The 26,739-nt window shown below is 39.8% G+C and carries 25 protein-coding genes, 1 tRNA gene, 2 pseudogenes and 1 riboswitch; of the genes and pseudogenes, 23 read left to right on the top strand and 5 right to left on the bottom strand.

Annotated features, from left to right (window positions below; genetic code table 11):
• Positions 1 to 1,224 (bottom strand): peptidase T, encoded by a 1,224-nt coding sequence (gene pepT / locus SOR_RS05220; protein ID WP_000222022.1) that lies wholly within the window; start codon positions 1,222 to 1,224, stop codon positions 1 to 3.
• Positions 1,225 to 1,583: 359 nt separating this feature from the next.
• On the opposite strand from pepT, the gene pitA reads away from it, so the two are divergent.
• From pitA to hemH, 6 genes are all read left to right on the top strand, one after another.
• Positions 1,584 to 4,175 carry a PI-2 pilus tip adhesin PitA gene (gene pitA / locus SOR_RS05215; RefSeq protein ID WP_001026093.1) on the top strand — a complete coding sequence of 864 codons (2,592 nt, stop codon included), beginning with the start codon at positions 1,584 to 1,586 and terminating at the stop codon, positions 4,173 to 4,175.
• A complete protein-coding gene (gene sipA, locus SOR_RS05210) occupies positions 4,175 to 4,726 on the top strand; it encodes a PI-2 pilus system signal peptidase SipA (protein WP_000924790.1) in 552 nt (183 codons plus the stop codon). Before pitA ends, sipA begins: the two co-directional genes overlap by 1 nt.
• On the top strand, positions 4,726 to 5,991 hold the full coding sequence (locus tag SOR_RS05205; protein ID WP_002882385.1) for a DUF7601 domain-containing protein: 1,266 nt from the start codon (positions 4,726 to 4,728) through the stop codon (positions 5,989 to 5,991). The genes sipA and SOR_RS05205 overlap by 1 nt, the downstream gene beginning before the upstream one ends.
• Before the next feature lie 16 nt (positions 5,992 to 6,007).
• A complete protein-coding gene (srtB, locus tag SOR_RS05200; protein WP_000695092.1) occupies positions 6,008 to 7,009 on the top strand; it encodes a class B sortase in 1,002 nt (333 codons plus the stop codon).
• 75 nt (positions 7,010 to 7,084) lie between these two features.
• Positions 7,085 to 7,957 carry a class B sortase gene (gene srtB / locus SOR_RS05195; RefSeq protein WP_000858437.1) on the top strand — a complete coding sequence of 291 codons (873 nt, stop codon included), beginning with the start codon at positions 7,085 to 7,087 and terminating at the stop codon, positions 7,955 to 7,957.
• A 77-nt stretch (positions 7,958 to 8,034) separates the two neighbouring features.
• Positions 8,035 to 9,129 (top strand): ferrochelatase, encoded by a 1,095-nt coding sequence (gene hemH / locus SOR_RS05190; RefSeq protein ID WP_013670233.1) that lies wholly within the window; start codon positions 8,035 to 8,037, stop codon positions 9,127 to 9,129.
• A gap of 18 nt (positions 9,130 to 9,147) precedes the next feature.
• Here hemH and mscL read toward each other — a convergent pair whose 3' ends face one another.
• Complete coding sequence (gene mscL / locus SOR_RS05185) at positions 9,148 to 9,552, bottom strand: large conductance mechanosensitive channel protein MscL (RefSeq protein WP_041170813.1); 405 nt, start codon at positions 9,550 to 9,552, stop codon at positions 9,148 to 9,150.
• Between the two features lie 79 nt (positions 9,553 to 9,631).
• Positions 9,632 to 10,069, bottom strand: coding sequence for a GtrA family protein (locus SOR_RS05180; protein WP_000733464.1), 438 nt, complete (start codon positions 10,067 to 10,069; stop codon positions 9,632 to 9,634).
• 28 nt (positions 10,070 to 10,097) lie between these two features.
• Positions 10,098 to 10,194: riboswitch (PreQ1 riboswitch) on the top strand.
• On the opposite strand from SOR_RS05180, the gene SOR_RS05175 reads away from it, so the two are divergent.
• The 4 genes from SOR_RS05175 to dapA all read left to right on the top strand — a co-directional run bounded on the left by SOR_RS05175 (position 10,192) and on the right by dapA (position 13,308).
• Entirely contained in the window at positions 10,192 to 10,704 is a 513-nt protein-coding gene (locus SOR_RS05175) for a QueT transporter family protein (protein WP_000737305.1), read from the top strand. It overlaps the preceding riboswitch by 3 nt.
• Positions 10,705 to 10,809: 105 nt before the next feature.
• Positions 10,810 to 10,882, top strand: a tRNA-Thr gene (locus SOR_RS05170).
• A gap of 357 nt (positions 10,883 to 11,239) precedes the next feature.
• Positions 11,240 to 12,316: an aspartate-semialdehyde dehydrogenase gene (locus SOR_RS05165; RefSeq protein ID WP_000542492.1), complete on the top strand. Its 1,077-nt coding sequence runs from the start codon at positions 11,240 to 11,242 to the stop codon at positions 12,314 to 12,316.
• Between the two features lie 56 nt (positions 12,317 to 12,372).
• Complete coding sequence (dapA, locus tag SOR_RS05160) at positions 12,373 to 13,308, top strand: 4-hydroxy-tetrahydrodipicolinate synthase (protein ID WP_000121603.1); 936 nt, start codon at positions 12,373 to 12,375, stop codon at positions 13,306 to 13,308.
• Positions 13,309 to 13,354: 46 nt separating this feature from the next.
• Here the strand turns inward: dapA and mnmE are convergent, their stop codons facing one another.
• The gene (gene mnmE, locus SOR_RS05155; protein ID WP_000632742.1) at positions 13,355 to 14,728 is read right to left on the bottom strand and encodes a tRNA uridine-5-carboxymethylaminomethyl(34) synthesis GTPase MnmE; all 1,374 of its coding nucleotides are present in this window, start codon (positions 14,726 to 14,728) and stop codon (positions 13,355 to 13,357) included.
• A 134-nt stretch (positions 14,729 to 14,862) separates the two neighbouring features.
• Positions 14,863 to 15,045 carry a 4-oxalocrotonate tautomerase gene (locus SOR_RS05150; RefSeq protein WP_001117401.1) on the bottom strand — a complete coding sequence of 61 codons (183 nt, stop codon included), beginning with the start codon at positions 15,043 to 15,045 and terminating at the stop codon, positions 14,863 to 14,865.
• 122 nt (positions 15,046 to 15,167) lie between these two features.
• Between SOR_RS05150 and SOR_RS05145 the strand changes: the two genes are divergently transcribed.
• The 13 genes and pseudogenes from SOR_RS05145 (at position 15,168) to SOR_RS05080 (ending at position 26,597) form a co-directional block, all read left to right on the top strand.
• A complete protein-coding gene (locus SOR_RS05145) occupies positions 15,168 to 15,758 on the top strand; it encodes a thymidine kinase (RefSeq protein WP_000068127.1) in 591 nt (196 codons plus the stop codon).
• Positions 15,755 to 16,834, top strand: a complete 1,080-nt coding sequence (gene prfA, locus SOR_RS05140; RefSeq protein ID WP_001028812.1) for a peptide chain release factor 1 — start codon at positions 15,755 to 15,757, stop codon at positions 16,832 to 16,834. The genes SOR_RS05145 and prfA overlap by 4 nt, the downstream gene beginning before the upstream one ends.
• Entirely contained in the window at positions 16,834 to 17,670 is an 837-nt protein-coding gene (gene prmC / locus SOR_RS05135; protein WP_000761856.1) for a peptide chain release factor N(5)-glutamine methyltransferase, read from the top strand. Before prfA ends, prmC begins: the two co-directional genes overlap by 1 nt.
• Positions 17,654 to 18,256: an L-threonylcarbamoyladenylate synthase gene (locus tag SOR_RS05130; protein WP_000969273.1), complete on the top strand. Its 603-nt coding sequence runs from the start codon at positions 17,654 to 17,656 to the stop codon at positions 18,254 to 18,256. Before prmC ends, SOR_RS05130 begins: the two co-directional genes overlap by 17 nt.
• 1 nt (position 18,257) lies before the next feature.
• Positions 18,258 to 18,689, top strand: a complete 432-nt coding sequence (locus tag SOR_RS05125; protein WP_000942958.1) for a GNAT family N-acetyltransferase — start codon at positions 18,258 to 18,260, stop codon at positions 18,687 to 18,689.
• A gap of 60 nt (positions 18,690 to 18,749) precedes the next feature.
• Complete coding sequence (gene glyA, locus SOR_RS05120) at positions 18,750 to 20,006, top strand: serine hydroxymethyltransferase (protein WP_000575504.1); 1,257 nt, start codon at positions 18,750 to 18,752, stop codon at positions 20,004 to 20,006.
• A 7-nt stretch (positions 20,007 to 20,013) separates the two neighbouring features.
• Positions 20,014 to 20,988: a nucleoid-associated protein gene (locus tag SOR_RS05115; RefSeq protein ID WP_000356119.1), complete on the top strand. Its 975-nt coding sequence runs from the start codon at positions 20,014 to 20,016 to the stop codon at positions 20,986 to 20,988.
• Positions 20,988 to 21,590: a lysozyme family protein gene (locus tag SOR_RS05110; RefSeq protein WP_013670231.1), complete on the top strand. Its 603-nt coding sequence runs from the start codon at positions 20,988 to 20,990 to the stop codon at positions 21,588 to 21,590. The genes SOR_RS05115 and SOR_RS05110 overlap by 1 nt, the downstream gene beginning before the upstream one ends.
• 86 nt (positions 21,591 to 21,676) lie before the next feature.
• Positions 21,677 to 22,652 (top strand): annotated as a pseudogene (locus SOR_RS05100) (DUF1002 domain-containing protein).
• Between the two features lie 73 nt (positions 22,653 to 22,725).
• On the top strand, positions 22,726 to 24,084 hold the full coding sequence (gene rlmD, locus SOR_RS05095; protein WP_000914614.1) for a 23S rRNA (uracil(1939)-C(5))-methyltransferase RlmD: 1,359 nt from the start codon (positions 22,726 to 22,728) through the stop codon (positions 24,082 to 24,084).
• A gap of 154 nt (positions 24,085 to 24,238) precedes the next feature.
• On the top strand, positions 24,239 to 24,802 hold the full coding sequence (locus SOR_RS05090; RefSeq protein ID WP_033630185.1) for a TMEM175 family protein: 564 nt from the start codon (positions 24,239 to 24,241) through the stop codon (positions 24,800 to 24,802).
• Positions 24,803 to 25,065: 263 nt separating this feature from the next.
• Entirely contained in the window at positions 25,066 to 25,674 is a 609-nt protein-coding gene (locus SOR_RS05085; RefSeq protein ID WP_000662944.1) for a Type 1 glutamine amidotransferase-like domain-containing protein, read from the top strand.
• 178 nt (positions 25,675 to 25,852) lie between these two features.
• Positions 25,853 to 26,597 (top strand): annotated as a pseudogene (locus tag SOR_RS05080) (lysostaphin resistance A-like protein).
• The last annotated feature ends 142 nt before the right edge of the window (positions 26,598 to 26,739 follow it).

Below are 26,739 nucleotides of genomic sequence, written 5' to 3'. Positions count from 1 at the left end.
TTAGTCTTTATAAGATACAATGCCAATGATGGTATCCACCGCACGCTCCATAGTTTGAAGGCTGACGTATTCAAAACGTCCATGCATGTTTTCACCACCAGCAAAGATATTTGGAGTTGGAATTCCCATAAAGGAAATCTTAGACCCATCAGTCCCACCGCGAATTGGTTCGATAATAGGCGTAATCCCTAGATCTTCCATAACAGCTTTAGCAATAGTAATAGGTGTCATGTCTTTCTCGATGACTTCCTTCATATTGTAGTACTGGTCTGTCAGAGTTAGGGTCACGCGATTATTCCCAAGCTCTTGATTCATCTTGTCAGCAATAGACTGCATAGCTGCTTTACGTGCTTCAAAGGCATCCTTTTCAAAATCGCGAATGATGTAGCTTGCACGCGCCTCCTCGACACTACCTGACACATCCATAAGATGATAGAAACCTTGGTAACCATCTGTCAGTTCAGGTCGGTCATTCTCTGAAAGTTGATTATGAAAATCAATTGCTAGCTGAAGGGCATTGACCATCTGACCTTTAGCAGTACCAGGGTGAACATTGCGTCCTTGGAAATGTAGTTCAGCGGCAGCTGCTGAGAAAGTCTCGTACTGAAGTTCTCCTAGCGGACCACCATCAACAGTATAGGCAAAGTCAACGTCAAAGTCAGCTGCATCAAATTTATTGGCACCAACGCCAATTTCTTCATCGGGGCCAAAACCAACACGGATTTCACAGTGTTTGATTTCGGGATGAGCAGTCAGATATTCAATAGCAGTCATAATTTCAGCAATCCCTGACTTGTCATCAGCCCCCAGCAAGGTCGTGCCATCAGTTGTGATAAGCGTTTGGCCTGGATATTTCTCAAGGCTCTTGAAATCAGCAGGATCGAGTTTAAATCCAGAATCACCCAAGTCGATAACTCCACCATCGTAATTTTCGATGACTTGCGGATTAACTCCTTCAGAATTAAAATCAGCGGTATCCATGTGGGAGATGAAGCCAATCTTGCGTGTCAAGTTTGGATCGTTAGCTGGTAAGGTACCAATCGCAAAACCATTTGGAAGGTAGTAGACGTTTTGCAGACCGACACGTTTCATTTCAGGAATAAGAACATTGGTCGCAAAATCAACCTGGCTTTGCGTACTTGGAGTAGTAGTAGAGTGTTCATCAGAACGCGTATTGACCTTAACGTAGGTCAAGAAACGATCTAAAAGGTTCGGATAAGTCATAAAAACTCCTTTAACAATCATAAAATAGAATGCAAATTTCGGAAAAAACCTTATTCTGAAAATTTCATGAATTTTGAAAAAATATAATAATTCAAATTCAATAGACTTTTAAATGAAATCTTGGATATTTTAGATTAAAATATATGCATCGATATTTTATGAGATTTTTTTATTTCTTTTTTCATTTTACCATAGAATAGTTTGAAAGACAAAGAAGAATCATACCCTTTTATTAATTAACATAATATAAAATTAATCATATTAATTGACACTGCGTGAACTTTATTGTACAATTATCTTGTAAATGTCCTAGATTGATATAGTAACAATATTAGTACATTCTAGTTAAGGAGAATAAAATGAACATTCGCTTCGATTTTAAGAAAGTTCAAATTATTGCGCGCCGTTTAGTTACACTGTTAGCTATTCTGTTTTTGTGTGCTCCGATAAGTCTGTTAAATGCAGATTCTACTACAGAACCTCAGACAACTCTTCATAAAACGATTACTCCGATATCAGGACAGGATGACAAGTATGAGTTGTCATTGGATATCACTTCCAAACTGGGAACGGAGACCCAAACGGATCCCTTGGATGTTGTTTTAGTAGCAGACCTCTCAGGAAGTATGCAGAATCAGGATGTTCAATCTTTTGATGGCCGGACGATCAGTCGGATTGACGCATTGAAAAATACTCTAAGAGGAACGAATGGTCGTAAGGGCTTAATTGATACCATTCTATCCAATTCCAATAACCGCTTATCTATGGTAGGATTTGGTGGGAAAATTGACAATAAAAAGGTTGATCAGTATTGGGATGGAAATAAATGGAGACTTTTTAGACCATACTGGCCCTATGAACGGATGACAAAATACTATGATGGTGTTTCACCATGGGATGATGCTAACACGATTTTAGGATGGAGTAACAATGCTCGTGCTGCTAAAACAGCGGTATACAACATGAGTATTGCAGGAGGTAATTCCATTGGTACTGAGTCAGGGATTGGTACTGGGACCAATATTGGGGCTGGATTAACCTTGGCCAATCAGTTAATGGGAAGTGCAAGATCTAATGCTAAGAAAGTCGTTATTTTGCTTTCAGATGGCTTTGCGAATATGGTCTACGATGCCAATGGTTACACTATATATAACTACAATAACGAGGATCCTAATATCGAAACAGCTCCCCAGTGGTTTTGGGATAGATTAAATAATAATTTAAATAGTCTATCATATAGCTTGGCTCCAACACTTGATGGTTTTTATTCGATTAAATTTCGTTATTCAAACAATGTCGACAGTATTACCAGTCTGCAATATTATATAAGACAACATAATGCCTCCATTCCAAATGAAATATTATCTGCAAATGATGAAGACCAGTTACGGGACAGTTTCAAAAATATCACTGATAAGATTCTGCCACTGGGAGTCCACCACGTGACCATCAAGGATGTTCTTTCTAAGTATGTTCAGTTATTACCTAATGGATCTTCAGAGTTTCGTGTCGTTAAAGAGAAAGATGGTAGCAGTGAAACATTAACCGAAGAGCAAGTAACTTTTGAAACCAAGACAAGTTCAGAAGGTTTAGTGGAGGTTACAGCTAATTTTTCTCCTAATTATTCCTTGGAAGATGGCGCTAGATATGTACTAAAATTTAAAGTTACATCTAGTCAAGATGCTTTGGATGCCATTGCTGGTGATAAGAAGATAGAGGCTGGTGATGCTGAAGGTTCTGATGTCAATAAACTCTATTCCAATAAAGGTGCCAGTGTCACCTATTCCTATGGAATAGGCACCTCCCAAACCAAGACCAAAGAATACTCTGACAACCCAACATTTAAGCCTTCGGATCCATTAACGGTACCAGTGGAAGTTGAATGGCAAGGTGTGACGGGTGCGAGAACTGTTATTACAGCTGATCAACCGAGTAATGTTGAGCTGAAACTGGTTCAAAAGAACAAGAACGGAGGTCCTGATAATCAAGACTATCGAAAGACCAATGTGAATGTTAGTAAAAACGTATCTAATGAAACGAGGAACTTTGAAAAAGTTGCCAAAGGATATCAATACGATTTAATTGCACCGGACGTCCCAGCCTTTACCAAAGAAATAAAAAATGTTGGTACAGAAACTAAACCATCCTTCAAGGTAATCTATAAACAATTGCCAAGTCTGACGATTAAGAAAGTGTTGGAAGCAGAAAACAACTTGAACAAGGAGTTTAGGATTAAGGTAAAACTAACCTCTCCTGATTCTAAGCCATTGAATGGAACTTTTGGCGAGATAACTGTTGTGAATGGAGAAGCGGAGATCCGTGTCGAAAAACGAAAGCGTTGGAAAGGTATTCTAAGCTATCTTCCTCGGGGAACCCATTACAAAGTTGAAGAAGAAGCGGCATCGACGAACGGTTACCACGTTACATATGAGAATCAAGAGGGCGATCTGAATAAAGACGAAACCAGTATTGTCACGAATCACAAGCTTCCAAGTTTATCCGTTACAAAAAAGGTTACTGGGGTATTTGCCAATCTATTAAAATCCTTCAAGATTACGATTAACATAAGGGACGCTCAGAACAGCCCACTGAATGGAACCTATAATGCAACGGTGAATAATAAAAGAACCCCTCTGCAATTTACGAATGGTCGAGCGTCTATTGATCTCAACAAAGACCAAACCATAAAAATTGATGGACTTCCACTCAATAGTCACTATACTATTGAAGAGGAATCAAACTCTTCGCGTGGATATCAGGTATCTTATGAAAATCAAGAAGGCAAGCTAGATGGGGATAAGTCCGCGACAGTCACGAATAATAAGAATAGCGTACCTGAAACCGGAGTTGACTTCCTCAGCAGTACACTCGTGTTAGGAATAATCCTTCCTCTAGGAGGTATCTTCTTTACAATCCTACTCGGCTATCTAGTGGTACATAGGAGAAAATAATGCTACTTAAAAAGAAACATAAGAAAACAGTAACACAAGTCAATCGGGATAAGTCTCCGCCGAGTGTATGGGGAGATATCCTCTACTTAGTCAGTAAGCTTCTGATGGTTGGGTTTGTACTGGCCACGCTTTACTTTTTTGTCTTTGGACTATTGAGATATAATGACGATGGCATGAAACCAGCCTTAAAAGATGGCGACTTGGTTGTCTACTATAGGTTGGATAAACGTTATTCGATTGGTGATCTGCTCGTCTATAGTTATAAGGGCAAGGAAAGAGTGGCGCGTGTCATAGCAACCGAAGGAAGTACGATCGATATAAACGAAAATGGTCTCATCATCAATGGTTCTCCTCAACAAGAGCAGGATATCTACAAAGAAACGCTGCTCTATAAGGAAGGGGCTACCTTCCCAATGAAAGTCCCAGCAGGACAACTCTTTGTCCTCGGAGACAATCGAACAACGGCTGTAGATAGTCGTGCTTTTGGAACCATTCCTATACAGGATACCCATGGCAAGGTGGTAACAGTCCTAAGGCGACGGGGCTTTTGATGACAATTTATGAAAAAAGAAATTTAAAAATAAAAGGAATAATCATGAAAAAAACATTTTTGAAAAAATTAGTTACTGCAAGTATTGCAGCTGTAACCGCCTTGTCGGTCTTTAGAGGAGTGCCAACATTTGCGGATGAAAACTCTGATGCAACCGCAATGTCCAATGGAGAAACAAATGCACAAGTATCCATTAACAAGGTGTTGAATATTGCAGAAGGAATCACTACACCACTAGCTAACTTTACCTTTACTTTCACTCCGAAAAACGGTAACTCGAATAACGGAGTACCATATGAAACAATCAATGCTTCAAACGGTCAAATAGCAGATAAAACAATTAATTATTCTGAAAGAGATGTTTTGCAACCAAATCAAACTAGTATTAAGAAAGAAACTGGAAATATTTTTGCAAACGTGACTTACACACACGCTGGAGAATATGTCTATACTGTAGCTGAAAAACAAAATGACGGTTGGAGAGCAATTCAAAGAGGTGATGATGCAATTGACTCAATGACATATGATAATCGTAGCTATGAAATGCATGTTATTGTAAAAAATAAATCAACGAGTGGTGTGTATATCTCATCTGTGTACTTTAAACAAGAAACAACAGGGGCCACAGCTAAAGTGAAACCATCTGAAAAAGGGCCTACTTACAAATATGATTTGTTCACAAATATCTATCGTAAAAATGCTGGTAAGATAACAGATCCAAATCACCCCCATCCTAATAATCCGCACCTTGCGAAGTTTAATCCTAAAGTTGACTCATTAGTAATTAAAAAAGTTGTTTCAGGAGGAACTGCAGATAAATCGAAAGATTTCACTTTCAAGCTTACTTTCAAAAAAGCATCTACTGAAGATAGAACATCTATTGTAGGAAAAATCGGGAATGTTTCTAAAACTTTCGAATACGGAAAAGAAACAATAATTACACTACACCATGATCAATCCTTAGTATTTGATACAATCCCAGCAGGTACTCGTTATAAATTGGTTGAAACAGGATCTCAGGGCTATACAGCTTCAGCTGCTTATTGGGAAAATGGAGTATCTAAAACTCAAGCAGGCAGAATTTCAGCTGATTTGACTCAAGATAGTATTTTAGTTGGCGAAAAACGAAATGAAAACACAATCACCAATAGCGTTCAAGACGTTACCCCTACTGGTCTCTTGATTGACAACCTTCCTTTCATCTTGATGATTGGTCTTGGTTTGGCTGGATTTGTTGTTTTGTCTAAAAAACGCAGACAAGCTTAGGCAACTGGTTTGAATTATGAAAATCAAGCGTGAGAAACCAAAAAGGAGTTTGTCTAGGCGTCTGGTCCTTGCTGTAGATGCATTGATGAATCATATCTTGCTCCTCTTGACAGCCTTAGTCTTTCTCTTTGGTTTCTACGCCCTTTGGGATGCCAATCAGGTTTATTCTCAGGCTTCATCAAGTGAGTATGAGGCCTATAGACCAGTAAGTACTACTGAGAAGGATGAGCTTGCTAGTTTTTCTGGCTTTCACAAGCTACAGCAAGTCAACCCAGAGGTTCTCGGTTGGATCAATGTCTATGGCACCAATATTGACTATCCCTTAGTCCAAGCTAAAGACAATGAAAAATACTTGAACAAGGATTCCAAGGGAGAATTTGCAGCTACAGGGGCTATTTTCCTTGAGGCTCGAAATGAATCCAAGTTCGAGGACTTTAATACCATCATCTACGGACACCATGTAGAAAATGGGGTTATGTTTGGAGATGTAGCAAAGTTTTCTGATAAGGAATTTTTTGACCAGCATCGCTACGGTAGTATTTACTATAATGGCGTTGAAAAAGGTCTTGAAATCTTTGAAATGCTCGAGGTGGACGCCTATGACTTTAACATCTACGATCCAGGTATTAATGGGGATGATCGGCGCCAAGAATATATCGATCACTTACTCTCGGTTGCCATTCACAAACGAGACATTACACTGGGGCCAAATGACCATATCATCCTTCTCAGTACCTGTTTCCTAGACGTAACAAATGGGAGACATATCGTAGTTGCCAAGATTACGGATACGGTTCCAAAGAACACCTTCCATACGAAAAAATCAAAACCATTCCCTTACAGCGTCTTTGATGATTCGTCGCTCGGACGATTTCTCTCATCGATTCCTTTGTGGATATGGTACATCATCTTGTTTATCTTGCTCTTGCTATTGATCTTCTTGCTCATCATCCTCTACTTAATCTTGCGTCGTAGAAGAGAAGCAAAGGAAGAAGGAGCAGATACCATTACTGACTAAACTACCAATAAAAGAGAAAGGGACAGCCTCTCTTGCTCTTTTATTTTCAAGGCTAGAAAGGAGAAAGAAGGAAATATGAAAACAAGTACGAGTCGCAAAGTTATAAAGGTCATTCTATCCCTCTTTCTAGTTTTTTTCTGTCTTTTTACAGCTGATAGAGTCCTTGCGAGTGACTACGATCATTATAATCCCATTGAAAAGGATGCCAGCAGTACGGGCTTTGAAACCTTGCAGCACCTCAACAAGGATGTTTGTGGTTGGATTAGCCTTGATGGGACCAAGGTAGACTATCCCCTCTTGCAGAGTCAGGACAATGTCAAATACCTTGACCGCAATGCTTTTGGCGATTATACTGTGTCAGGGTCTATTTTTCTAGACTATCGTTTTAACCCCAACTTTACCGACTTTAACACCATCATTTATGGTCACTCCATGGCTTCTGGAGCTATGTTTGGTGAGATACAAAAGTTTGCTAACCAAGAGTTTTTCGAAAATCACCGTTATGGCTCTATCTACTACAATGGTCGAGAACGTGGTCTTGAGATTTTTGGGATTTTAGAAGTGGACGCCTATGACACGGAGATTTACCGAACCTTGAGTTCCAATGACGAGGAACATCAGGCATACTATCAGTATTTGCTAAGTAAAGCCAAGTACAAGCGGGATGTCTCCTTGACTTCAACGGATAAGATTGTTTTATTAAGCACCTGTTTCCTTAACATTACCAACGGACGACATATCCTATTAGCTAAAATAACGGATGCACCAGTAAAAGCTGCACAGGATAAAAGTGGAGAAGCAGTAGGGACACGCTATTTTGACCAAGGAATTCCAACGCATTGGATTTATATCCTTGCCTTTCTTCTCCTGATTATCGTTATTTTACTCCTTGTTGTTATCATCCTAATCATGAGACGAGATAAAAAGACTAAAGAACAAAAGAAATAGTAGACGTCGGAAGCGTTTACTATTTTTCTCTTTCATGATAGAATAGATAGTGAAAATAATATCATAAGGATGATAACATGAAAAAAGCAATATTAATGATGACCTTTGGATCTCCAGAGGAGATTAGTTTTGAAGGAGTAGCAGAATTTTTTACAAACATTCGTCGTGGAGTTAGACCCCAAGACCACGAGATCCAGACTCTCTATGACAACTATGTCCTTATCGGCGGGACACCCTTGCAGCGGATTACACGTGAGGAGGTTGATTTAGTCAAGGAACATTTAGGCGAGGAGTACGGTATCTACTTTGCCAACAAATTTTCTCGTCCCTTTATTCCAGACGTGATCAAGCAGATGGAAACTGATGGTGTTGAAGAATGTATCTGTTTGATTTTGGAACCTCATTATTCTTTTTACTCAGTCATGGGGTATGAAAAGTTTCTGGAAAGCCAGCAGATCCGATTTTTAGTCATTAAGGACTGGTATCAACAGCAGCCTTTGCTGGACTTCTGGACAGATGAGATTAGAAAAATTTTACGAAATGAGGTGGGGGAAGAATCGTTCAAGGTAATCTTTTCAGCACACAGTGTTCCCATTTTTGCCTTAGACTATGGAGATCCATATATCGATCAGATTTTCGATAATAGCAAGCTAATCGCTGAACAACTCGGCCTAACAGCCGACCAGTATACCAATACTTGGCAGAGCGAAAGCGATATTGGAATCCCTTGGATCAAGCCAGATGTTTTAGAATATTTACGAGAACAAAAGCAACATCCCGAGCATTATATTTTTGTCCCGATTAGTTTTATCAGTGAGCACATCGAAGTCCTGTTTGACAACGATGTAGAATGTTATGAGTTGTGTCAAGAATTAGATGTCACCTACCATCGCCCACCTATGCCCAATACGGATATCCGTTTAATTGACGCATTAGTTGCTACTGTAAGAGCGAATGAAGACAAAGAATTTAAAGCTTTTCTCCCAGAAGAAGAAACTTTTGATGAGTTAGCTCCTTCGGCAACTACCAAGGATATCATGGAGGAGACAGACGACCTTCAGATGCCAGAATTTGTCAAAAAACTCATTGAGAAAAAAGGTCGTGAAAATGTGAAGATGCCTTACTTGATTAAGAAAATGCTCGAAAAGGCTGGGAAGTTACCAAAAGAGTAAAGAAAAAAGGATTTAGCTTTAAGCTAGATCCTTTATTTGTTTTATTTTTTTCTCAAGAAGAGCTTTGATTTCTTGAAGAACTTCAAGTTCAGTTGGAGCAGCAGGTGCTTCCTCAACCACTTCCTCTTTCTTACGAAGGTTTTGAGCTTTTTCAATACCTTTGATAACGAAGAAGAGAACTGTACCCACAACAAGGAAGTTGATAACAGCGCTTAAGAATTTACCATATGTAACACCATTCCATGCAAGTTCAGCGATGTTTTGTACTTGCGCAGCTTCCAAGGCTGGGTTTAATAGGAGTGGAGTGATGATATCATTAACAAATGAAGTAACGATAGCACCAAAAGCAGAGGCAATGATCACACCGACAGCAAGGTCAACGACATTACCACGAAGCAAGAATTCTTTAAGATCCTTTAACATTTTCATAAATTCCTTTCCTAATTTTCTAATTTATTATATCCTAAATTGTGACAAAAAGCAACTTGAACGCTCAAAGTGCTCAGTTACCCCCTTTAAAAATATAGATTTTACTGAAAATATAGTTTAAAATGATGATCAAAATTTGTGCTAGGATAGTTTCAATCATATTAACCCTATCTATATTCTGTTCGACAAACTGGCCAATAACATCAGGAAAGGTTGTAACAAAGATATAAGTTAAAAGAAGGTCCAGTCCAAGAGTAGAGAGACGGGCTAAGAAAAATTTAACTAGTCGAATTGGCCAATTCTTCCTCTCTTGTTTAAAAACAAATGTATCATTAGTGATAAAGGCAAAAAGAATCCCGATAATATTTGCGAGGGCAGTTGCGAGGATTTCCTGGTGGCTGATATGGTAAATAACCAAACGTGATACAATAGAAACCAGAGTAGTAGCACCACCAAAAAATAGGTAGGAGAGGATTTCGTTATCAAAGAAAGCTTTTATTAGTTTTTTCATGATTTTAGTATAGCATAAAACTGGCTAATGTGCTATACTAGTAAGGTTGATAACCTCAACCCTTGGTGCTTAGCTTCTTTCACCAAGCATATTTTACGCGGGAAACCGCTAAAGGAGAAAACATGAAAAAATTAACTGTTCGCGACATGGCAGATATTGCTATTGTTGCTGCTATTTATGTAGTTTTGACTATTACGCCACCAATCAATGTTCTTAGTTTTGGGGAGTACCAGTTCCGTATTTCAGAAATGTTGAATTTCTTGGCATTTTACAACCCTAAATACATCATCGGTGTGACAATTGGATGTATGATTGCTAATTTATTTAGTAGTTTTGGATTAATAGATGTCTTTGTTGGTGGAGGTTCTACCCTAGTTTTCCTAAGTCTAGGTGTATGGCTCTTTGCAAAATACAGCAAAGATTACCTCTTTAACGGATTGATTCGAAAAGATCATTTCTTCTTTTCAATCCTCTTCTCCATTTCAATGATTACCATTGCAGCCGAACTTCATATCTTGACAGAAGCTCCCTTCTTCTTCACATGGTTCTCTACTGGAATTGGTGAGTTTGCATCACTCATCGTAGGTGCTATTTTAATCGGAAAATTAGGACGCCGAATCGATCTAACAAGATAAGAAGTTTATAAGCTAGATTCTTGCTAAATCTAGCTTTTTTCATTCCATAAAATTAAAAGAGAGCGCTTGACAAGAACATAGAACTATAGTATACTTTTTAGGTAAGCTGATTTAGCTCAGTTGGCAGAGCGCATCCATGGTAAGGATGAGGTCGCCGGTTCAATCCCGGCAATTAGCATGATAGAAACGAAATAACCTTGGGAAACCAAGGTTATTCTTGTACACTTGTATAAATGAAGTTAAAGCGTTTTGGCTGTTGACAAAAGTGACTCTATCTAGTAGAATAGTAGATGCGATGAGTCGATAGGTAGTCTTCGGACTACTATTGAGCATAAGGAGGTCATAACGCAGGAGCGGACCTTGATGAGTTGTGTGAACCTGCTCATCACATGAAGATGCCTCTTAGTCCCTGGTCAATGACTAGGGATTTTTAATTTTCAGAAAATATAGCCCAAAAATGCTTTTCAATTTCTTGAAAAAGTAGTATAATACATCTATTATAGAAATTTTTAGAAAATTCCGAAAGAGGTTATTTATGGGATATACAGTTGCTGTAGTCGGCGCGACAGGTGCTGTCGGAGCTCAGATGATAAAAATGTTGGAAGAATCAACACTTCCAATCGATAAAATTCGTTACCTTGCTTCTGCACGTTCAGCAGGCAAAACTTTGAAATTTAAAGACCAAGATATTACGATTGAAGAAACGACTGAGACAGCTTTTGAGGGTGTTGATATTGCACTCTTCTCAGCAGGTGGTTCGACATCAGCTAAGTATGCACCATACGCAGTGAAAGCTGGAGCGGTAGTAGTAGATAACACATCTTATTTCCGTCAAAATCCAGACGTACCTTTGGTTGTCCCAGAGGTCAATGCTCATGCACTTGATGCCCACAACGGGATTATTGCCTGCCCTAACTGTTCAACAATCCAAATGATGGTGGCTCTTGAGCCTGTTCGTCAAAAATGGGGCTTGGACCGTATCATCGTTTCAACTTACCAAGCAGTTTCAGGTGCTGGTATGGGAGCAATTCTTGAAACACAACGTGAACTTCGTGAAGTCTTGAATGACGGTGTGAATCCACGTGATTTGCAAGCGGAAATCTTGCCTTCAGGTGGTGATAAGAAACACTATCCTATCGCTTTTAACGCTCTTCCACAAATCGATGTCTTTACTGACAATGATTACACTTACGAAGAGATGAAGATGACTAAGGAAACGAAGAAAATCATGGAAGATGATAGCATCGCAGTGTCTGCAACATGTGTGCGTATTCCAGTCTTGTCAGCTCACTCTGAGTCAGTTTATATCGAAACAAAAGAAGTGGCTCCAATCGAAGAAGTGAAAGCAGCTATTTCAGCCTTCCCAGGTGCTGTTCTTGAGGATGACGTAGCTCATCAAATCTATCCGCAAGCTATCAATGCTGTTGGTTCACGTGATACCTTTGTCGGTCGTATCCGTAAAGACTTGGATGCAGAAAAAGGAATCCACATGTGGGTTGTTTCAGATAACCTTCTCAAAGGTGCTGCTTGGAACTCAGTTCAAATCGCAGAAACGCTTCATGAGCGTGGATTGGTTCGTCCAACAGCTGAGTTGAAATTTGAATTAAAATAGTCATATCGTTTAGGAGTTCAGATGAACTCCTTCTTTGAAATAGAGAGGTGTTTCTCATGTCTTATCAAGATTTAAAAGAGTGTAAAATCATCACAGCCTTTATTACCCCTTTCCATGAGGATGGCTCCATCAACTTTGATGCCATTCCAGCCTTAATTGAGCATTTATTGGCCCATCACACAGACGGCATTCTTCTAGCTGGAACGACTGCTGAGAGTCCGACTCTGACCCACGATGAAGAGTTGGAGCTATTTGCGGCTGTACAAAAGATTGTCAATGGACGTGTTCCTTTGATTGCAGGTGTAGGTACCAATGATACACGTGACTCGATCGAATTTGTCAAAGAAGTCGCAGACTTTGGTGGCTTCGCTGCTGGACTTGCTATCGTACCGTACTACAACAAACCTTCTCAAGAAGGGATGTACCAGCACTTTAAAGCTATTGCGGATGCATCAGATTTACCTATTATCATTTATAACATTCCAGGACGTGTGGTTGTCGAATTGACTCCAGAAACCATGCTTCGTTTGGCTGACCATCCAAATATCATCGGTGTTAAAGAATGTACCAGCTTGGCTAATATGGCTTATTTGATTGAGCACAAGCCAGAAGAGTTCTTGGTCTATACTGGTGAGGATGGAGATGCCTTCCATGCCATGAACCTTGGTGCAGATGGGGTTATTTCTGTTGCATCTCATACAAATGGGGACGAAATGCACGAAATGTTTACTGCCATTGCAGAAAGCGACATGAAGAAAGCTGCAGCTATTCAGCGTAAATTCATCCCTAAGGTTAACGCCCTCTTCTCTTATCCAAGTCCTGCTCCAGTTAAGGCAGTTTTGAACTACATGGGATTTGAAGCTGGACCAACTCGTCTACCTCTAGTTCCAGCACCAGAAGAAGATGCCAAACGCATTATCAAGGTTGTCGTAGATGGCGACTATGAAGCGACTAAGGCAACTGTAACTGGTGTTTTAAGACCAGATTACTAATAACTACAATAAAATCCATGACCGCAAGAACGATCATGGATTTTTCTTATTTTCCTAAACAGAATTGGCTAAAGAGTTGGGTAATGAGTTCATCAGGTGCTGCATCACCAGTAATTTCTCCGAGAATTTCCCAAGTACGAGTTAAGTCAACCTGAAGAAGGTCGACTGGCATACCGAGTTCTAGTCCTTCATTAACTGCTTGCAAGCTTTCAACAGCCTTCTCAATTAAGGAAATATGACGAGCATTAGATAAGTAAGTGGCGTCTTGCTCAACCAAACCAGCATTTTCAAAGAAGAGGTTGTTAATGCGTTCTTCAATCTTATCAATGTTTTGATTTTTAAGAACTGAAATACGAATGACATCTTCTGGAATTTCAGAAGTTTCAATCGCTTCTGGCAGATCAGTCTTGTTAAGAAGAATAATGCGATTAGTGTCTTGACTGATTTCTAGGAGTTGGCGGTCTTGAGCGGCCAGTGGTTCACTGGCATTTAGCACTAGTAGAACTAGATCAGCTTCCTTGAGGGCTTTTTTCGAACGCTCGACTCCGATTTGTTCGACGATGTCATCTGTTTCACGGATTCCAGCTGTATCAATCAATTTTAGAGGAACGCCGTTGATGTTGACGTATTCTTCGATAACATCTCGGGTAGTACCAGCGATATCTGTAACGATGGCCTTGTCCTCACGCAAGAGGTTGTTGAGGAGGCTGGATTTCCCAACGTTGGGGCGTCCGATGATGGCAGTTGAAATTCCCTCACGGAGGATCTTACCGCGACGGGCTGTTCTAAGGAGATTGGTTAGCAATTGTTCAAACTCCCTAGTCTTCTCGCGGACAACAGCAGTAGTAGCTTCCTCAACATCATCATACTCAGGATAGTCGATATTGACCTCAACTTGGGCAAGTGTATTGAGGATTTCTTGGCGAGTATTATTAATGAGGTCAGAAAGGGAACCATCTAGTTGTTTGACAGCAATGTTCATAGCCTTGTCAGTCTTGGCACGGATGATGTCCATCACCGCCTCAGCTTGCGTCAAGTCTACACGACCGTTGAGGAAGGCGCGCTTGGTAAATTCACCAGGTTCTGCTAAGCGAGCTCCTTCTCGGATAGCTAGCTGGAGAATTTCATTGGTGACGGCAATCCCACCGTGGGTGTTAATCTCGATAATATCCTCACGAGTGAAGGTCTTTGGAGACTTCATAGCCCCAACCATAACCTCGTCCATGACCTTACCAGTTTGAGGATCAACGATGTGGCCGTAGTTAAGAGTATGGCTGGCAACCTTACTCAAATCCTTGCCTTTAAAAATCTTTTGCGCAATAGCAAAACTATCTGTTCCGCTCAAACGGACAATACCAATGGCCCCTTCACCTAGTGGAGTAGAGATAGCAGCGATGGTATCAAATTCACGTGTAATCATACTAATTCCTTTTGTATTTCTTTTCTTAGGATATGTATCCAAACATCTCTTCAAATTGTAACAAATTTAGGTTATTTCTTCAATGGATGCTACTTGGAGATTGAAAAAGCCTAAGCAATTCTGCTTAAGCTAGTTTATTTGGTGCGCATTTCCCCTTGTGGGAAGTAAGTTCCTTCTGGCATGTCGTTGATGATGACATGAACGGCTGATTGAGGTGCTCCAGTATTACGGACAACAGCTTCCGTTACTTCCTTAGCAAGAGCTTTCTTTTGCTCGAGCGTGCGTCCTTCAAATAAATCGATGCGTACAAATGGCATAATAGCTTCCTCCACTAGTTTTTGATTTCTTCTATTTTACCACATTTTGCCGTTTAAAGCTTCAGAAAATTATGATATACTAGAATGTAGCAAAAATTTAGAAATGGACGTGAAATAGAAGCATGGCACAGTTGTATTATCGTTATGGGACTATGAACTCTGGTAAGACGATTGAGATTCTTAAGGTAGCCTATAACTATGAAGAGCAAGGAAAAGGTGTTGTCATCATGACCTCTGCTCTGGATACACGTGATGGTGTTGGTTATGTATCCAGTCGGATTGGTATGAAACGCCCAGCAATTGCGATTGAGGAAACAACGGATATCTTCGGCTATATCCGAGATTTACCTGAAAAACCTTACTGTGTGTTGGTCGATGAGGCTCAATTTCTCAAGCGTCACCATGTTTACGATCTAGCTCGTGTTGTTGATGAGTTGGATATACCTGTCATGGCTTTTGGTTTGAAAAATGACTTTCGCAATGAACTGTTCGAAGGTTCAAAATACCTCTTGCTCTTAGCAGACAAGATTGACGAAATCAAGACTATCTGTCAGTATTGTAAGAAAAAGGCGACTATGGTGTTGCGTACGCAGGATGGTGTGCCAGTCTATGATGGTGAACAAATTCAGATCGGTGGCAATGAAACTTATATCTCAGTCTGCCGTAAACATTATTTTGCCCCTGAAATCAATAAGGAGAATGAAGAAAAATGAACATCTATGATCAACTACAAGCTGTAGAAGACCGTTATGAAGAATTAGGAGAATTGCTGAGTGACCCAGATGTCGTCTCAGATACCAAGCGTTTCATGGAGCTTTCGAAAGAAGAAGCTTCTACTCGTGATACGGTAACTGCCTACCGTGAATACAAGCAAGTCCTTCAAAACATCGTTGACGCCGAAGATATGATTAAGGAATCAGGCGGAGATGCGGACTTGGAAGAAATGGCCAAGCAAGAACTCAAAGATGCCAAGGCTGAAAAAGAAGAATACGAAGAAAAACTGAAAATCTTGCTCCTTCCAAAGGATCCAAACGATGATAAGAACATCATCCTTGAAATCCGTGGGGCAGCTGGTGGAGACGAAGCAGCCCTCTTCGCTGGAGATTTGCTAACTATGTACCAAAAGTATGCGGAAGCTCAAGGCTGGCGCTTTGAAGTTATGGAAGCCTCAATGAACGGCGTCGGTGGTTTCAAAGAAGTGGTTGCTATGGTTTCTGGTCAGTCCGTTTACTCTAAGCTTAAGTATGAGTCTGGTGCACATCGTGTGCAACGTGTCCCTGTGACAGAAAGCCAAGGCCGTGTCCACACCTCAACAGCGACAGTTCTAGTCATGCCTGAAGTGGAAGAAGTAGAGTACGATATTGATCCAAAAGACCTTCGTGTTGACATCTACCACGCATCTGGTGCTGGTGGTCAGAACGTCAACAAGGTTGCGACTGCCGTTCGTATTGTTCACTTGCCGACCAATATCAAGGTTGAAATGCAAGAAGAGCGTACCCAGCAGAAGAACCGTGAAAAGGCTATGAAAATCATCCGTGCGCGTGTTGCTGACCATTTTGCTCAGATTGCACAAGACGAACAAGACGCTGAACGTAAGTCTACTATTGGTACTGGTGACCGTTCAGAACGTATCCGTACTTATAATTTCCCTCAAAACCGTGTCACAGACCACCGTATTGGCTTGACCCTCCAAAAACTAGATACGATTTTATCTGGTAAATTGGATGAAGTTGTGGATGCCTTGGTGCTCTATGACCAAACACAAAAATTAGAAGAATTAAACAAATAATGAAATTAGCTCAATTATTTTCAGATTTTGAAGAAGCGTTGATAAGACAAGGAGAGGAAGCAGAAAGCCTCTCTTTTGTCTATCGTAGCTTAAAAAATCTCTCTTTTACAGACTTTGTCTTTGCCCTCCAGCAAGAGGTAACAGAGGAAGAAAACCAATTTGTAGAAGAAATTTATCAGCAGTTAGCGGCTCACAAACCAGCACAGTACATCATCGGACAGGCAGATTTCTTTGGAATGCAGTTAAAAGTAGATGAGCGGGTTTTGATTCCTCGTCCAGAGACAAAAGAGTTGGTGGAGCTTATCTTGGCAGAAAATGCTAAGGAAAGTCTTAAGATTCTAGATATCGGGACTGGAAGTGGTGCCATAGCCCTTGGATTAGCTAAAAACAGACCGGATTGGTCAGTGACAGCAGCAGATATTTCACAAGACGCCTTAGAGCTTGCATCAGAGAATGCTAGAAATCAAAATCTTAATATATTTTTTAAAAAATCTGATTGTTTTGCAGAAATTTCTGAAAAATATGATATAATTGTATCCAATCCACCCTATATCTCTCGTGAAGATGAGTCAGAGGTCGGTTTGAATGTTTTGCATTCGGAGCCTCATCTAGCTCTCTTTGCAGATGAGGATGGCCTAGCTATTTACCGCAGAATTGCGGAAGATGCAAAAGACTATCTCACAGATGGTGGTAAGATTTACCTTGAAATTGGATACAAGCAAGGTCAAAGTGTTCCTGATCTTTTTAGGAAAAATCTTCCTGAAAAAAGAGTACGAACACTCAAGGACCAATTTGGTCAAGATAGGATGGTTGTAGTTGATGATGGACAGGATTAGACAAGAGTTGGAAAAGGGCGGAGCTGTTGTTTTGCCTACAGAGACAGTTTATGGTCTCTTTGCTAAGGCCTTAGACGAAAAAGCTGTCGACCATGTTTACAAACTCAAACGTCGTCCCAGAGACAAGGCACTTAACCTCAATGTTGCTTCTCTAGAGGACATCTTGCACTTTTCAAAGAATCAGCCAACTTATCTACAAAAGCTTGTAGAGGCCTTTTTACCGGGTCCCTTGACCATTATTCTCGAAGCCAATGACCGAGTTCCCTATTGGGTCAACTCTGGTCTTGCAACTGTCGGATTTCGGATGCCGAGTCACCCCATTACACTTGATTTGATTCGAGAGACAGGTCCTTTGATTGGGCCGTCTGCCAATATTTCAGGCCGAGCAAGTGGAGTGGCCTTTGCTCGAATTCTAGAGGATTTTGACCAAGAGGTTCTGGGTCTGGAGGACGACGCTTTTCTAACTGGACAGGATTCGACTATTTTGGATTTGTCTGGAGACAAGGTGAAAATCTTGCGCCAAGGAGCGATTAAGCGAGAAGATATTCTTGCACAGTTGCCAGAGATTTCTTTTGAGGAGGAATGAGATGCTAAGAGATTTGCAAGAAACAGATGTGAATGCTATATGTGAGATTAACCAAGAGGCTTTGGGCTATTCTTTTAGTCCAGAGGACACAGCTAGTCAACTAGCTAGACTGTCTCAGGATTCTCATCATTTCCTACTTGGCTATGAGGATGAGGTCAGCCATGTCCTACTTGGATATGTCCATGCTGAAGTTTATGAATCCCTCTATTCCAAAGCAGGATTTAATATTTTAGGCTTAGCGGTTTCGCCTCAAGCACAAGGGCAAGGTATTGGTAAAAGCTTACTGCAAGGGTTGGAAGACGAAGCAAAAAGACGCGGTTATGAGTTTATCCGCTTAAACTCTGCCGATCACCGTCTGGGTGCTCATGCATTTTATGAAAAAGTTGGTTATACTTGTGATAAAGTGCAGAAACGGTTTATTCGCATCTTTTAGTTTATTTTCTTATTTGAAAAACAAACTAAAAGACCAGTCACACTATAAAGGAGAAGACCTATGATTTTTGATAAAGACGATTTTAAAGCATACGATGCTGATCTCTGGAATGCTATTGCCAAAGAAGAAGAACGCCAACAAAACAATATCGAGTTGATTGCTTCGGAAAACGTGGTTTCCAAGGCTGTTATGGCAGCTCAAGGGTCTATCTTGACAAACAAATATGCCGAGGGTTACCCAGGACGCCGTTATTATGGTGGAACGGATGTAGTAGACGTGGTAGAAACTCTAGCTATTGAACGCGCGAAAGAAATTTTCGGTGCTAAATTCGCCAATGTCCAACCTCACTCAGGAAGCCAAGCCAACTGTGCGGCTTACATGGCCTTGATTGAGCCAGGTGATACGGTTATGGGAATGGATTTGGCTGCTGGTGGGCACTTGACCCACGGAGCTCCTGTTAGCTTCTCTGGTCAAACCTACAACTTTGTTTCTTATAGTGTGGATCCTGAAACAGAACTCTTGGACTTTGATGCTATCTTGAAACAAGCCCAAGAAGTAAAACCAAAACTAATTGTAGCTGGTGCTTCAGCCTATTCTCAAATTATCGATTTCTCAAAATTCCGTGAAATTGCAGATGCCGTTGGTGCTAAGCTCATGGTCGATATGGCCCATATCGCTGGTTTGGTGGCAGCTGGACTTCATCCAAGCCCAGTGCCATACGCTCATATCACTACAACAACGACCCACAAAACTCTTCGTGGACCGCGTGGTGGCTTGATTTTGACAAATGATGAAGATCTAGCTAAGAAAATCAACTCAGCTATTTTCCCTGGTATTCAGGGTGGTCCTTTAGAGCATGTTGTGGCGGCTAAGGCGGTTTCCTTCAAAGAAGTTTTGGACTCAGCCTTTAAGGAATATGCTGCTAATGTCATCAAAAACAGCAAGGCTATGGTTGAAGTCTTCTTGCAAGACCCTGATTTCCGTATCATTTCTGGAGGGACTGAAAATCACCTCTTCCTTGTTGATGTCACTAAGGTTGTAGAAAACGGAAAAGTTGCTCAAAACGTACTGGATGAAGTTAATATTACCCTAAATAAAAATTCAATCCCTTACGAAACTTTGTCACCATTCAAGACAAGTGGAATTCGTATCGGAGCAGCAGCCATCACTGCACGCGGATTTGGTGAAGAAGAAAGCCGTAAAGTGGCTGAACTCATCATTAAAACCCTTAAAAATGCAGAAAATGAAGCTGTCTTAGAAGAAGTGAGAAGTGAAGTCAAAGCGTTGACAGATGCCTTCCCACTATACGAGGACTAATACTTTTATGGACATTTATATTAAGAAAGCCATTATCCATCAGTTCAGTCCGGATGATACCGAGCTGTTTCTAGCGGATAAATTTCTCAATATCACTCCAAAAATCGAAGAATACCTGCGCAAAAAAATCGAACGTGTGTATTCAGATGAAGCAAAGACTGGGATTTTCGAAGAAGAAAATCCCTTCTTCAATCACATCACAGAAGATTTGTTGGAGACATCAGTGACACTGGCTAATCTCTGGAAAGAGGAGTTCAGCATTTCAGAAAATCTCAAGACCAATGACTTGGTTTTTGTTCAGTTTTCTAAAGAAGGCGTAGAACATTTCGCTTTTTTGCGAATTGCTCTGCGTGAGACCTTGACTCACCTTGGTGGAGAAGTTGATAACCCAATCAAGCTAACTCAGAATAACCTACCTGGATTTGGAACGGGGGCTGATGAGGCCTTGGTGGTCAATCTTCAAAGTCGCAAGTACCATCTCATCGAAAAACGCATCAAGTATAATGGGACTTTCTTGAATTATTTTTCAGAAAATCTCCTAGCTGTTGCTCCCAAGATTTCACCCAAGAAATCTATCAAGGAACTGGAAAAAACGGCTCAGAGAATTGCAGAGTCCTTTAACACAGATGATTTTCAGTTTCAATCCAAGGTCAAATCAGCGATTTTCAACAATCTTGAAGAAAACAATGAGTTGTCTCCTGAGAAATTGGCTAACGACCTTTTTGATAATAATCTGACAGCTCGCTTGAGCTTTATCGACCAAGTCAAGGAAGCTGTACCAGAACCAGTCCAGTTTGATGAAATTGATGCCAGTCGTCAGCTCAAGAAATTTGAAAACCAAAAACTTTCCTTGTCAAATGGAATTGAACTCATCGTTCCCAATAACGTATACCAAGACGCCGAGTCTGTTGAGTTTATCCAAAATGACAATGGAACCTATTCTATCTTAATCAAAAATATCGAGGATATTCAAAGTAAATAATGTTTAAATTTATAAGAAGAGTGCTTGTGCTAGCAGTCTTCCTTTTAGCAGGATACAAAGCTTATCATATCCATCAGGATGTTAAACAAGTCATGACCTACCAACCCATGGTTCGAGAAATCTTGAGCGAAAGAGATACTCCAGCCAATGAAGAGTTGGTGCTCGCTATGATTTATACTGAAACGAAGGGAAAAGAGCGGGATGTCATGCAGTCTAGTGAGTCTGCTAGTGGCGCCACCAATACCATCAAAGACGATGCCTCTAGTATTCGCCAAGGGGTTCAGACTCTAACAGATAATCTCTATTTGGCACAGAGCAAAGGAGTAGATGTCTGGACCGCCGTTCAAGCCTATAATTTTGGACCTGCCTATATCGACTTTATCGCTCAGAATGGCAAGGAAAATACACTGGCCCTAGCCAAGCGTTACTCCCGAGAAACGGTCGCTCCAATCCTTGGTAATACTACAGGGAAGACCTACACCTATATCAACCCTATTTCTATCTTTCACGGTGCCGAACTCTATGAAAATGGTGGAAATTATTACTACTCGAGACAGGTTCGCTTTAATCTCTATATCATGAAATTCTTTAATTTCTTTTAAACATCTGGTTTGACCAGGTGTTTTTCACTATAAGCTTTCTTTAAGATTGTTTTATTACCCTAGAAAGGTAAAGGAGGGAATACCCTATGAGAAAGAAACTCTTTCTAACAAGCGCTGCAGTTTTGTGGGCTGTAACAGCTATGACAAGCGTCCACGCAGCAACCGATGTTCAAAAAGTAATCGATGAAACCTATGTACAACCAGAATATGTCCTAGGTTCTTCTCTATCTGAAGACCAAAAAAACAAAACTCTTAGCAAACTTGGCTATGACGCATCAAAAAGACACTAAAGATATCAAAACTATGACACCCGATATCTATTCGAAAATTATGAATGTGGCTAATGATGCTAGTCTACAACTCTATTCATCGGCTAAGATTCAAAAGCTGGGTGACAAATCACCTCTAGAGGTCAAGATTGAAACGCCTGAAAATATCACCAAGGTGACGCAGGATATGTACCGTAATGCAGCGGTGACGCTGGGAGTTGAGCATGCCAAAATCACAGTTGCAGCCCCTATTCCAGTTACAGGTGAGAGCGCCCTAGCTGGGATTTACTACTCGTTAGAGGCCAATGGTGCTAAAGTACCGCAAGCCAATAAAGACCTGGCCCAAGAAGAACTAAAAGCCTTGTCCGATATCAATGCTGAAAACAAGGACAAGTCAGGCTACGATGCCAATAAGCTCAATGTGGCTTTGGCAGATATCAAGGCAGGAATCGCAAAGGCAAAAGAAGCCAAAGGAAATCTGACAGAAGAAGATGTCCGCAAAATTGTAGAAGACACACTAAAAAACTACAAACTCGATCAGGTTATAACAGGAAACCAGGTCAATATCATCATCAATTTTGCACTCAACCTCTCAAAGAGTGACATTTTGAACAATGCTGATTTCACTAAAACCCTAAATGACCTCAAGGAAAGTATTGTATCCCAAGCTGGAGATAGTTTTAAAAATATCAATCTCAACTTTGATGCAAATAAAGCGCTAGAAGAGGGGGGCAACTTCTTTAGCTCTCTTTGGCAAGCCATTGTCAACTTCTTCAAGAGTTTTGGTGCTTAGGTCATTTCATGATATAATAGATGGTAACAGAAATGTTGCCGTCTTTTTTGTCGGCCGATAGAAAGTGAAAAATATGTTAAAGAAAAATGATATTGTAGAAGTTGAAATTGTTGATTTGACCCATGAAGGTGCTGGGGTTGCCAAGGTAGAAGGTTTGGTTTTCTTTGTAGAAAATGCTCTACCAACTGAGAAAATCCTCATGCGTGTTCTTAAGGTCACTAAAAAGATTGGCTTTGGGAAGGTTGAAGAATACCTTGTTCAGTCAGCTCATCGTAACCAAGACCTTGACCTAGCTTATCTACGTTCAGGTATCGCTGATTTTGGGCATCTTGCCTATCCAGAGCAGCTCAAGTTCAAAACCAAGCAAGTCAAAGACAGTCTCTACAAGATTGCTGGTATTATAGATGTAGAGGTTGCTGAAACACTTGGTATGGAGAATCCTGTCAAGTATCGAAATAAGGCGCAGGTGCCTGTTCGTCGAGTGAATGGTGTCTTGGAAACTGGCTTTTTCCGTAAGAATTCGCACGACCTCATGCCTCTTGAAGATTTCTTTATCCAGGATCCTGTCATTGACCAAGTCGTAGTAGCTCTTCGAGATTTGCTTCGTCGCTATGATTTGAAACCTTATGACGAAAAGGAACAGTCTGGCTTGATTCGGAACCTAGTGGTGCGTCGTGGTCACTATTCAGGACAAATCATGGTTATCTTAGTGACTACACGTCCTAAAATTTTCCGAGTGGAGCAGTTGATTGAACAACTTATCAAGCAGTTCCCAGAGATTGTGTCTGTCATGCAAAATATCAATGACCAGAATACCAATGCGATTTTTGGTAAGGAGTGGAAGACTCTTTATGGTCAAGACTATATTACGGACCAGATGTTGGGAAATGACTTTCAGATATCTGGGCCAGCCTTTTACCAGGTCAATACAGAAATGGCAGAGAAACTTTATCAAACAGCTATTGACTTTGCGGAGTTAAGAGAAGATGATGTGGTGATCGATGCCTACTCAGGGATTGGAACGATTGGATTATCCGTTGCCAAGCATGTCAAAGAAGTCTACGGTGTTGAAGTGATTCCAGAAGCAGTAGAAAATAGCCAGAAGAACGCAGAATTGAACGGTATCTCAAACGCCCACTATGTATGTGACACAGCTGAAAATGCCATGAAGAACTGGCTCAAGGAAGGTATCCAACCAACCGTCATCTTGGTTGACCCACCACGCAAGGGCTTGACCGAGAGCTTTATCAAAGCAAGCGCCCAAACAGGAGCAGACCGCATCGCTTATATTTCATGTAATGTCGCAACCATGGCGCGTGATATCAAACTCTATCAAGAATTGGGATATGAGTTGAGGAAAGTCCAGCCGGTGGATTTATTCCCACAAACGCATCACGTTGAGTGTGTAAGTTATTTAGAGAAATGTAGTTAATCCACTCGCTTTTTTATTTCAAAGCGAGATGCTTCAAAACTCCACTGGAGTCTTGAACATATATAAAAATAAAGTTATTGTGTGACTGAAATAATCAGGCACTTGGATAGAATAGAATCGAAAGGACTATTTGATGAAAAAACAACCGCAAATAATGGAAAAGGAACGTTTGGGAGCCTTTATTGACGCTGTGTTAGCCATCGTTATGACTATCTTGGTTTTGGAGCTGGAAAAGCCAAAAACCTTTGATTTACAAGGACTATGGGAGCTTAGAACCAATTTTCTTGCCTACGGTATTTCTTTCTTTTGGCTGGGAGCTATGTGGGTCAATATCCATTCTTCTTCGCATCTCATTAAAAAAGTTAGCCAAAAAACAGTCTGGGCAACCATTATCATGCTCTTTTTCTCCTCCCTTTTTCCCTATACTACTCAGCTCATAGCAACCCATTTCGACAATGGTAGCATGCAAGCATTCTATGGGGTAATCGTTCTACTCATTAGCTTTTCAGTATTATGGTATTACCGTACCTTGGATGAAGTGAATGATATAGCTGAGATGCATGCGTTAAGACGAGGACGAAAACGTTGGATACGATGGGATATTGGTATTAAAATGTTAGGGCTTATCTTGTCTCTGACAATCTTCCCAGCAGGAGTAGGACTGTCAGTCCTAGTAACACTTTTGTTTATTGTTATCCCGAGACAATTTAAAGTCTAATCATTTAATCGACTCATCTGTTTTATTCGGGACTTAGTTGACTGCTTCCGATTCTGAGATTTTTGAATTTGTATTGATAAGCATTGCATTCAATACTTTTCTATAGGAATTCACTGAAATAACAGTCAAGACATATGATGTGTGTGACTCAGCTTGTACAAGTTGAGATAGTCAGGAATTTGAATAATTTTTTTGTAACAGTTATAATGACAATTATGAATAAACTTGTTTAAACTTTATGTCTCTTTAGAAAGTGTGTTAACTTGAAAGAACAAATTTTTTTGATGGGTGGGAATCCCCCAATAACGAAATATAGCATTGTTGAAAAAATTGTATCATCAAGCAAGATTGAAAGAATTGTTATTTTTACAGTTTTTCGAGATAATTGGCAACCCTATATGAAAAAGTACACGGAAGCTTTCCAAAGTCAATTTCCTAATCTAAACACTGATTACTTACTTTTGGACATTGAGCAGATTAATTTTGATAGCTATTTAGATGCTGATCTAATTATCATCGGTGGTGGAAATACGGAAAAATATATAGCTACTTATGTCAATCAGGAGTTCAAAAATTATATCGATCATATGCTTAATAAAGGGGCAAAAGTTATAGGGTTTTCTGCAGGAGCCCTATTATTAGGAGAAAAAGTCTATGTCTCACCTAATGATAATTCAGAACATCAGATAAAGATAAAAAATGGATTAGGAGTCTTTAGTCAGTTTTTAATTAGTGTTCATTATGATTCATGGAAAGATAAAGCAAATAAGGATAGAGCTGAAGAACTTGTTGATGTTCCCATAATTCCACTAAATGATCATTCCTGTCTTGTATTGGATAAACTTGGAAATATCATAGAGAAAATTGACTAGTTTTAATCATGCGAATCTGAATCTACGAAACTAAAGTATTGACGAAATGAATAATGAAAAGCCTTGATTGTAAGGCTTTTTTGTGTTTTTGTGATAGAATATAGGTAGTTATAAATCGAGAGCAACTAAGAAGCAGTAAAAATATTATTCATAAAATAATCAAGATAAGGGCGATAAAATGACAGAAATTGACAAAAAAGAAATTAAAAAATTATCTTTGTTTTACATTTGGAATTACTTATATAGCTTGGGGGATTCTTGCCATCTTTACGCAATCTCATATTTTTGGATTAGAAACGATTATAGGAAGAACATTACATATAGTAGGTGCACTTGGTCCAGCTATTGCAAGTGGCTTTTATTTAAAAAGTAATAATATAAAATTTAAACATTTTTTATTTAATAAGATAGAAAATAGTAGTATTTATTTCATTTATCATATGTTAGCAATTTTGATACTATTTTCTGTATCTTCCTTAGAATTAAACGGAGTATCAATTTATCTGATGCCATTATTCTTTATACAACTAATTTTTTTTGGTGGTGGACATGAAGAATTAGGATGGAGAGGTATATTACAACCCTTACTTGATAAAAAATATACTTATTGGCAATCTAATTTGATTGTAGGATCAATTTGGGGGATTTGGCATCTGCCTTTATGGTTTATAGTTGGAGAAAGTCATCAAGGATTTCCTTTTATTTTATTTTTTATATATACATTATTTTTAAGTTTTGTTTTAGGGCTTCTTTACCGTCAAACGAAATCTGTTGGATACTGTGTATTATTTCATGCGTTCGCAAATTTGCTAAATCTCTATTTTGTGTTAAAAATTAATCTTATTTTTATTATCATTTTTATTGGTTATTTGATTTATACTATATTGGCGAGTAATAGAATTAGTAAGGAAACAACATTTTAAAATTTAGATCAGGATATCCATTATTGAAAGTAACGTGTGGTCATTCTAGATAATCAATGTTAGGGACTTTTCTATTTGATGAGACATCACTGCTTGTTCAAACTGGTTTAACAAGTATTTATCTAGTGAAAGCCCTACAGTA

It is taken from the genome of Streptococcus oralis Uo5 (assembly GCF_000253155.1).
GTDB lineage: Bacteria > Bacillota > Bacilli > Lactobacillales > Streptococcaceae > Streptococcus > Streptococcus oralis_L.
This window is presented reverse-complemented; position numbering and strand designations above follow the sequence as displayed.

Excerpts from the sequence above, each read along its gene's own strand:
- SOR_RS05150 (WP_001117401.1), bottom strand. The coding sequence starts at position 15,045 with ATGCCATTTGTACGCATCGATTTATTTGAAGGACGCACGCTCGAGCAA.
- srtB (WP_000695092.1), top strand. The coding sequence starts at position 6,008 with ATGAAAATCAAGCGTGAGAAACCAAAAAGGAGTTTGTCTAGGCGTCTG.
- mscL (WP_041170813.1), bottom strand. The coding sequence starts at position 9,552 with ATGTTAAAGGATCTTAAAGAATTCTTGCTTCGTGGTAATGTCGTTGAC.
- pitA (WP_001026093.1), top strand. The coding sequence starts at position 1,584 with ATGAACATTCGCTTCGATTTTAAGAAAGTTCAAATTATTGCGCGCCGT.
- dapA (WP_000121603.1), top strand. The coding sequence starts at position 12,373 with ATGTCTTATCAAGATTTAAAAGAGTGTAAAATCATCACAGCCTTTATT.
- SOR_RS05165 (WP_000542492.1), top strand. The coding sequence starts at position 11,240 with ATGGGATATACAGTTGCTGTAGTCGGCGCGACAGGTGCTGTCGGAGCT.
- SOR_RS05125 (WP_000942958.1), top strand. The coding sequence starts at position 18,258 with ATGCTAAGAGATTTGCAAGAAACAGATGTGAATGCTATATGTGAGATT.
- SOR_RS05180 (WP_000733464.1), bottom strand. The coding sequence starts at position 10,069 with ATGAAAAAACTAATAAAAGCTTTCTTTGATAACGAAATCCTCTCCTAC.
- prfA (WP_001028812.1), top strand. The coding sequence starts at position 15,755 with ATGAACATCTATGATCAACTACAAGCTGTAGAAGACCGTTATGAAGAA.
- hemH (WP_013670233.1), top strand. The coding sequence starts at position 8,035 with ATGAAAAAAGCAATATTAATGATGACCTTTGGATCTCCAGAGGAGATT.
- SOR_RS05115 (WP_000356119.1), top strand. The coding sequence starts at position 20,014 with ATGGACATTTATATTAAGAAAGCCATTATCCATCAGTTCAGTCCGGAT.
- prmC (WP_000761856.1), top strand. The coding sequence starts at position 16,834 with ATGAAATTAGCTCAATTATTTTCAGATTTTGAAGAAGCGTTGATAAGA.
- pepT (WP_000222022.1), bottom strand. The coding sequence starts at position 1,224 with ATGACTTATCCGAACCTTTTAGATCGTTTCTTGACCTACGTTAAGGTC.
- SOR_RS05205 (WP_002882385.1), top strand. The coding sequence starts at position 4,726 with ATGACAATTTATGAAAAAAGAAATTTAAAAATAAAAGGAATAATCATG.
- mnmE (WP_000632742.1), bottom strand. The coding sequence starts at position 14,728 with ATGATTACACGTGAATTTGATACCATCGCTGCTATCTCTACTCCACTA.
- SOR_RS05090 (WP_033630185.1), top strand. The coding sequence starts at position 24,239 with ATGGAAAAGGAACGTTTGGGAGCCTTTATTGACGCTGTGTTAGCCATC.
- SOR_RS05145 (WP_000068127.1), top strand. The coding sequence starts at position 15,168 with ATGGCACAGTTGTATTATCGTTATGGGACTATGAACTCTGGTAAGACG.
- glyA (WP_000575504.1), top strand. The coding sequence starts at position 18,750 with ATGATTTTTGATAAAGACGATTTTAAAGCATACGATGCTGATCTCTGG.
- rlmD (WP_000914614.1), top strand. The coding sequence starts at position 22,726 with ATGTTAAAGAAAAATGATATTGTAGAAGTTGAAATTGTTGATTTGACC.
- SOR_RS05110 (WP_013670231.1), top strand. The coding sequence starts at position 20,988 with ATGTTTAAATTTATAAGAAGAGTGCTTGTGCTAGCAGTCTTCCTTTTA.
- SOR_RS05175 (WP_000737305.1), top strand. The coding sequence starts at position 10,192 with ATGAAAAAATTAACTGTTCGCGACATGGCAGATATTGCTATTGTTGCT.
- sipA (WP_000924790.1), top strand. The coding sequence starts at position 4,175 with ATGCTACTTAAAAAGAAACATAAGAAAACAGTAACACAAGTCAATCGG.
- srtB (WP_000858437.1), top strand. The coding sequence starts at position 7,085 with ATGAAAACAAGTACGAGTCGCAAAGTTATAAAGGTCATTCTATCCCTC.
- SOR_RS05130 (WP_000969273.1), top strand. The coding sequence starts at position 17,654 with ATGATGGACAGGATTAGACAAGAGTTGGAAAAGGGCGGAGCTGTTGTT.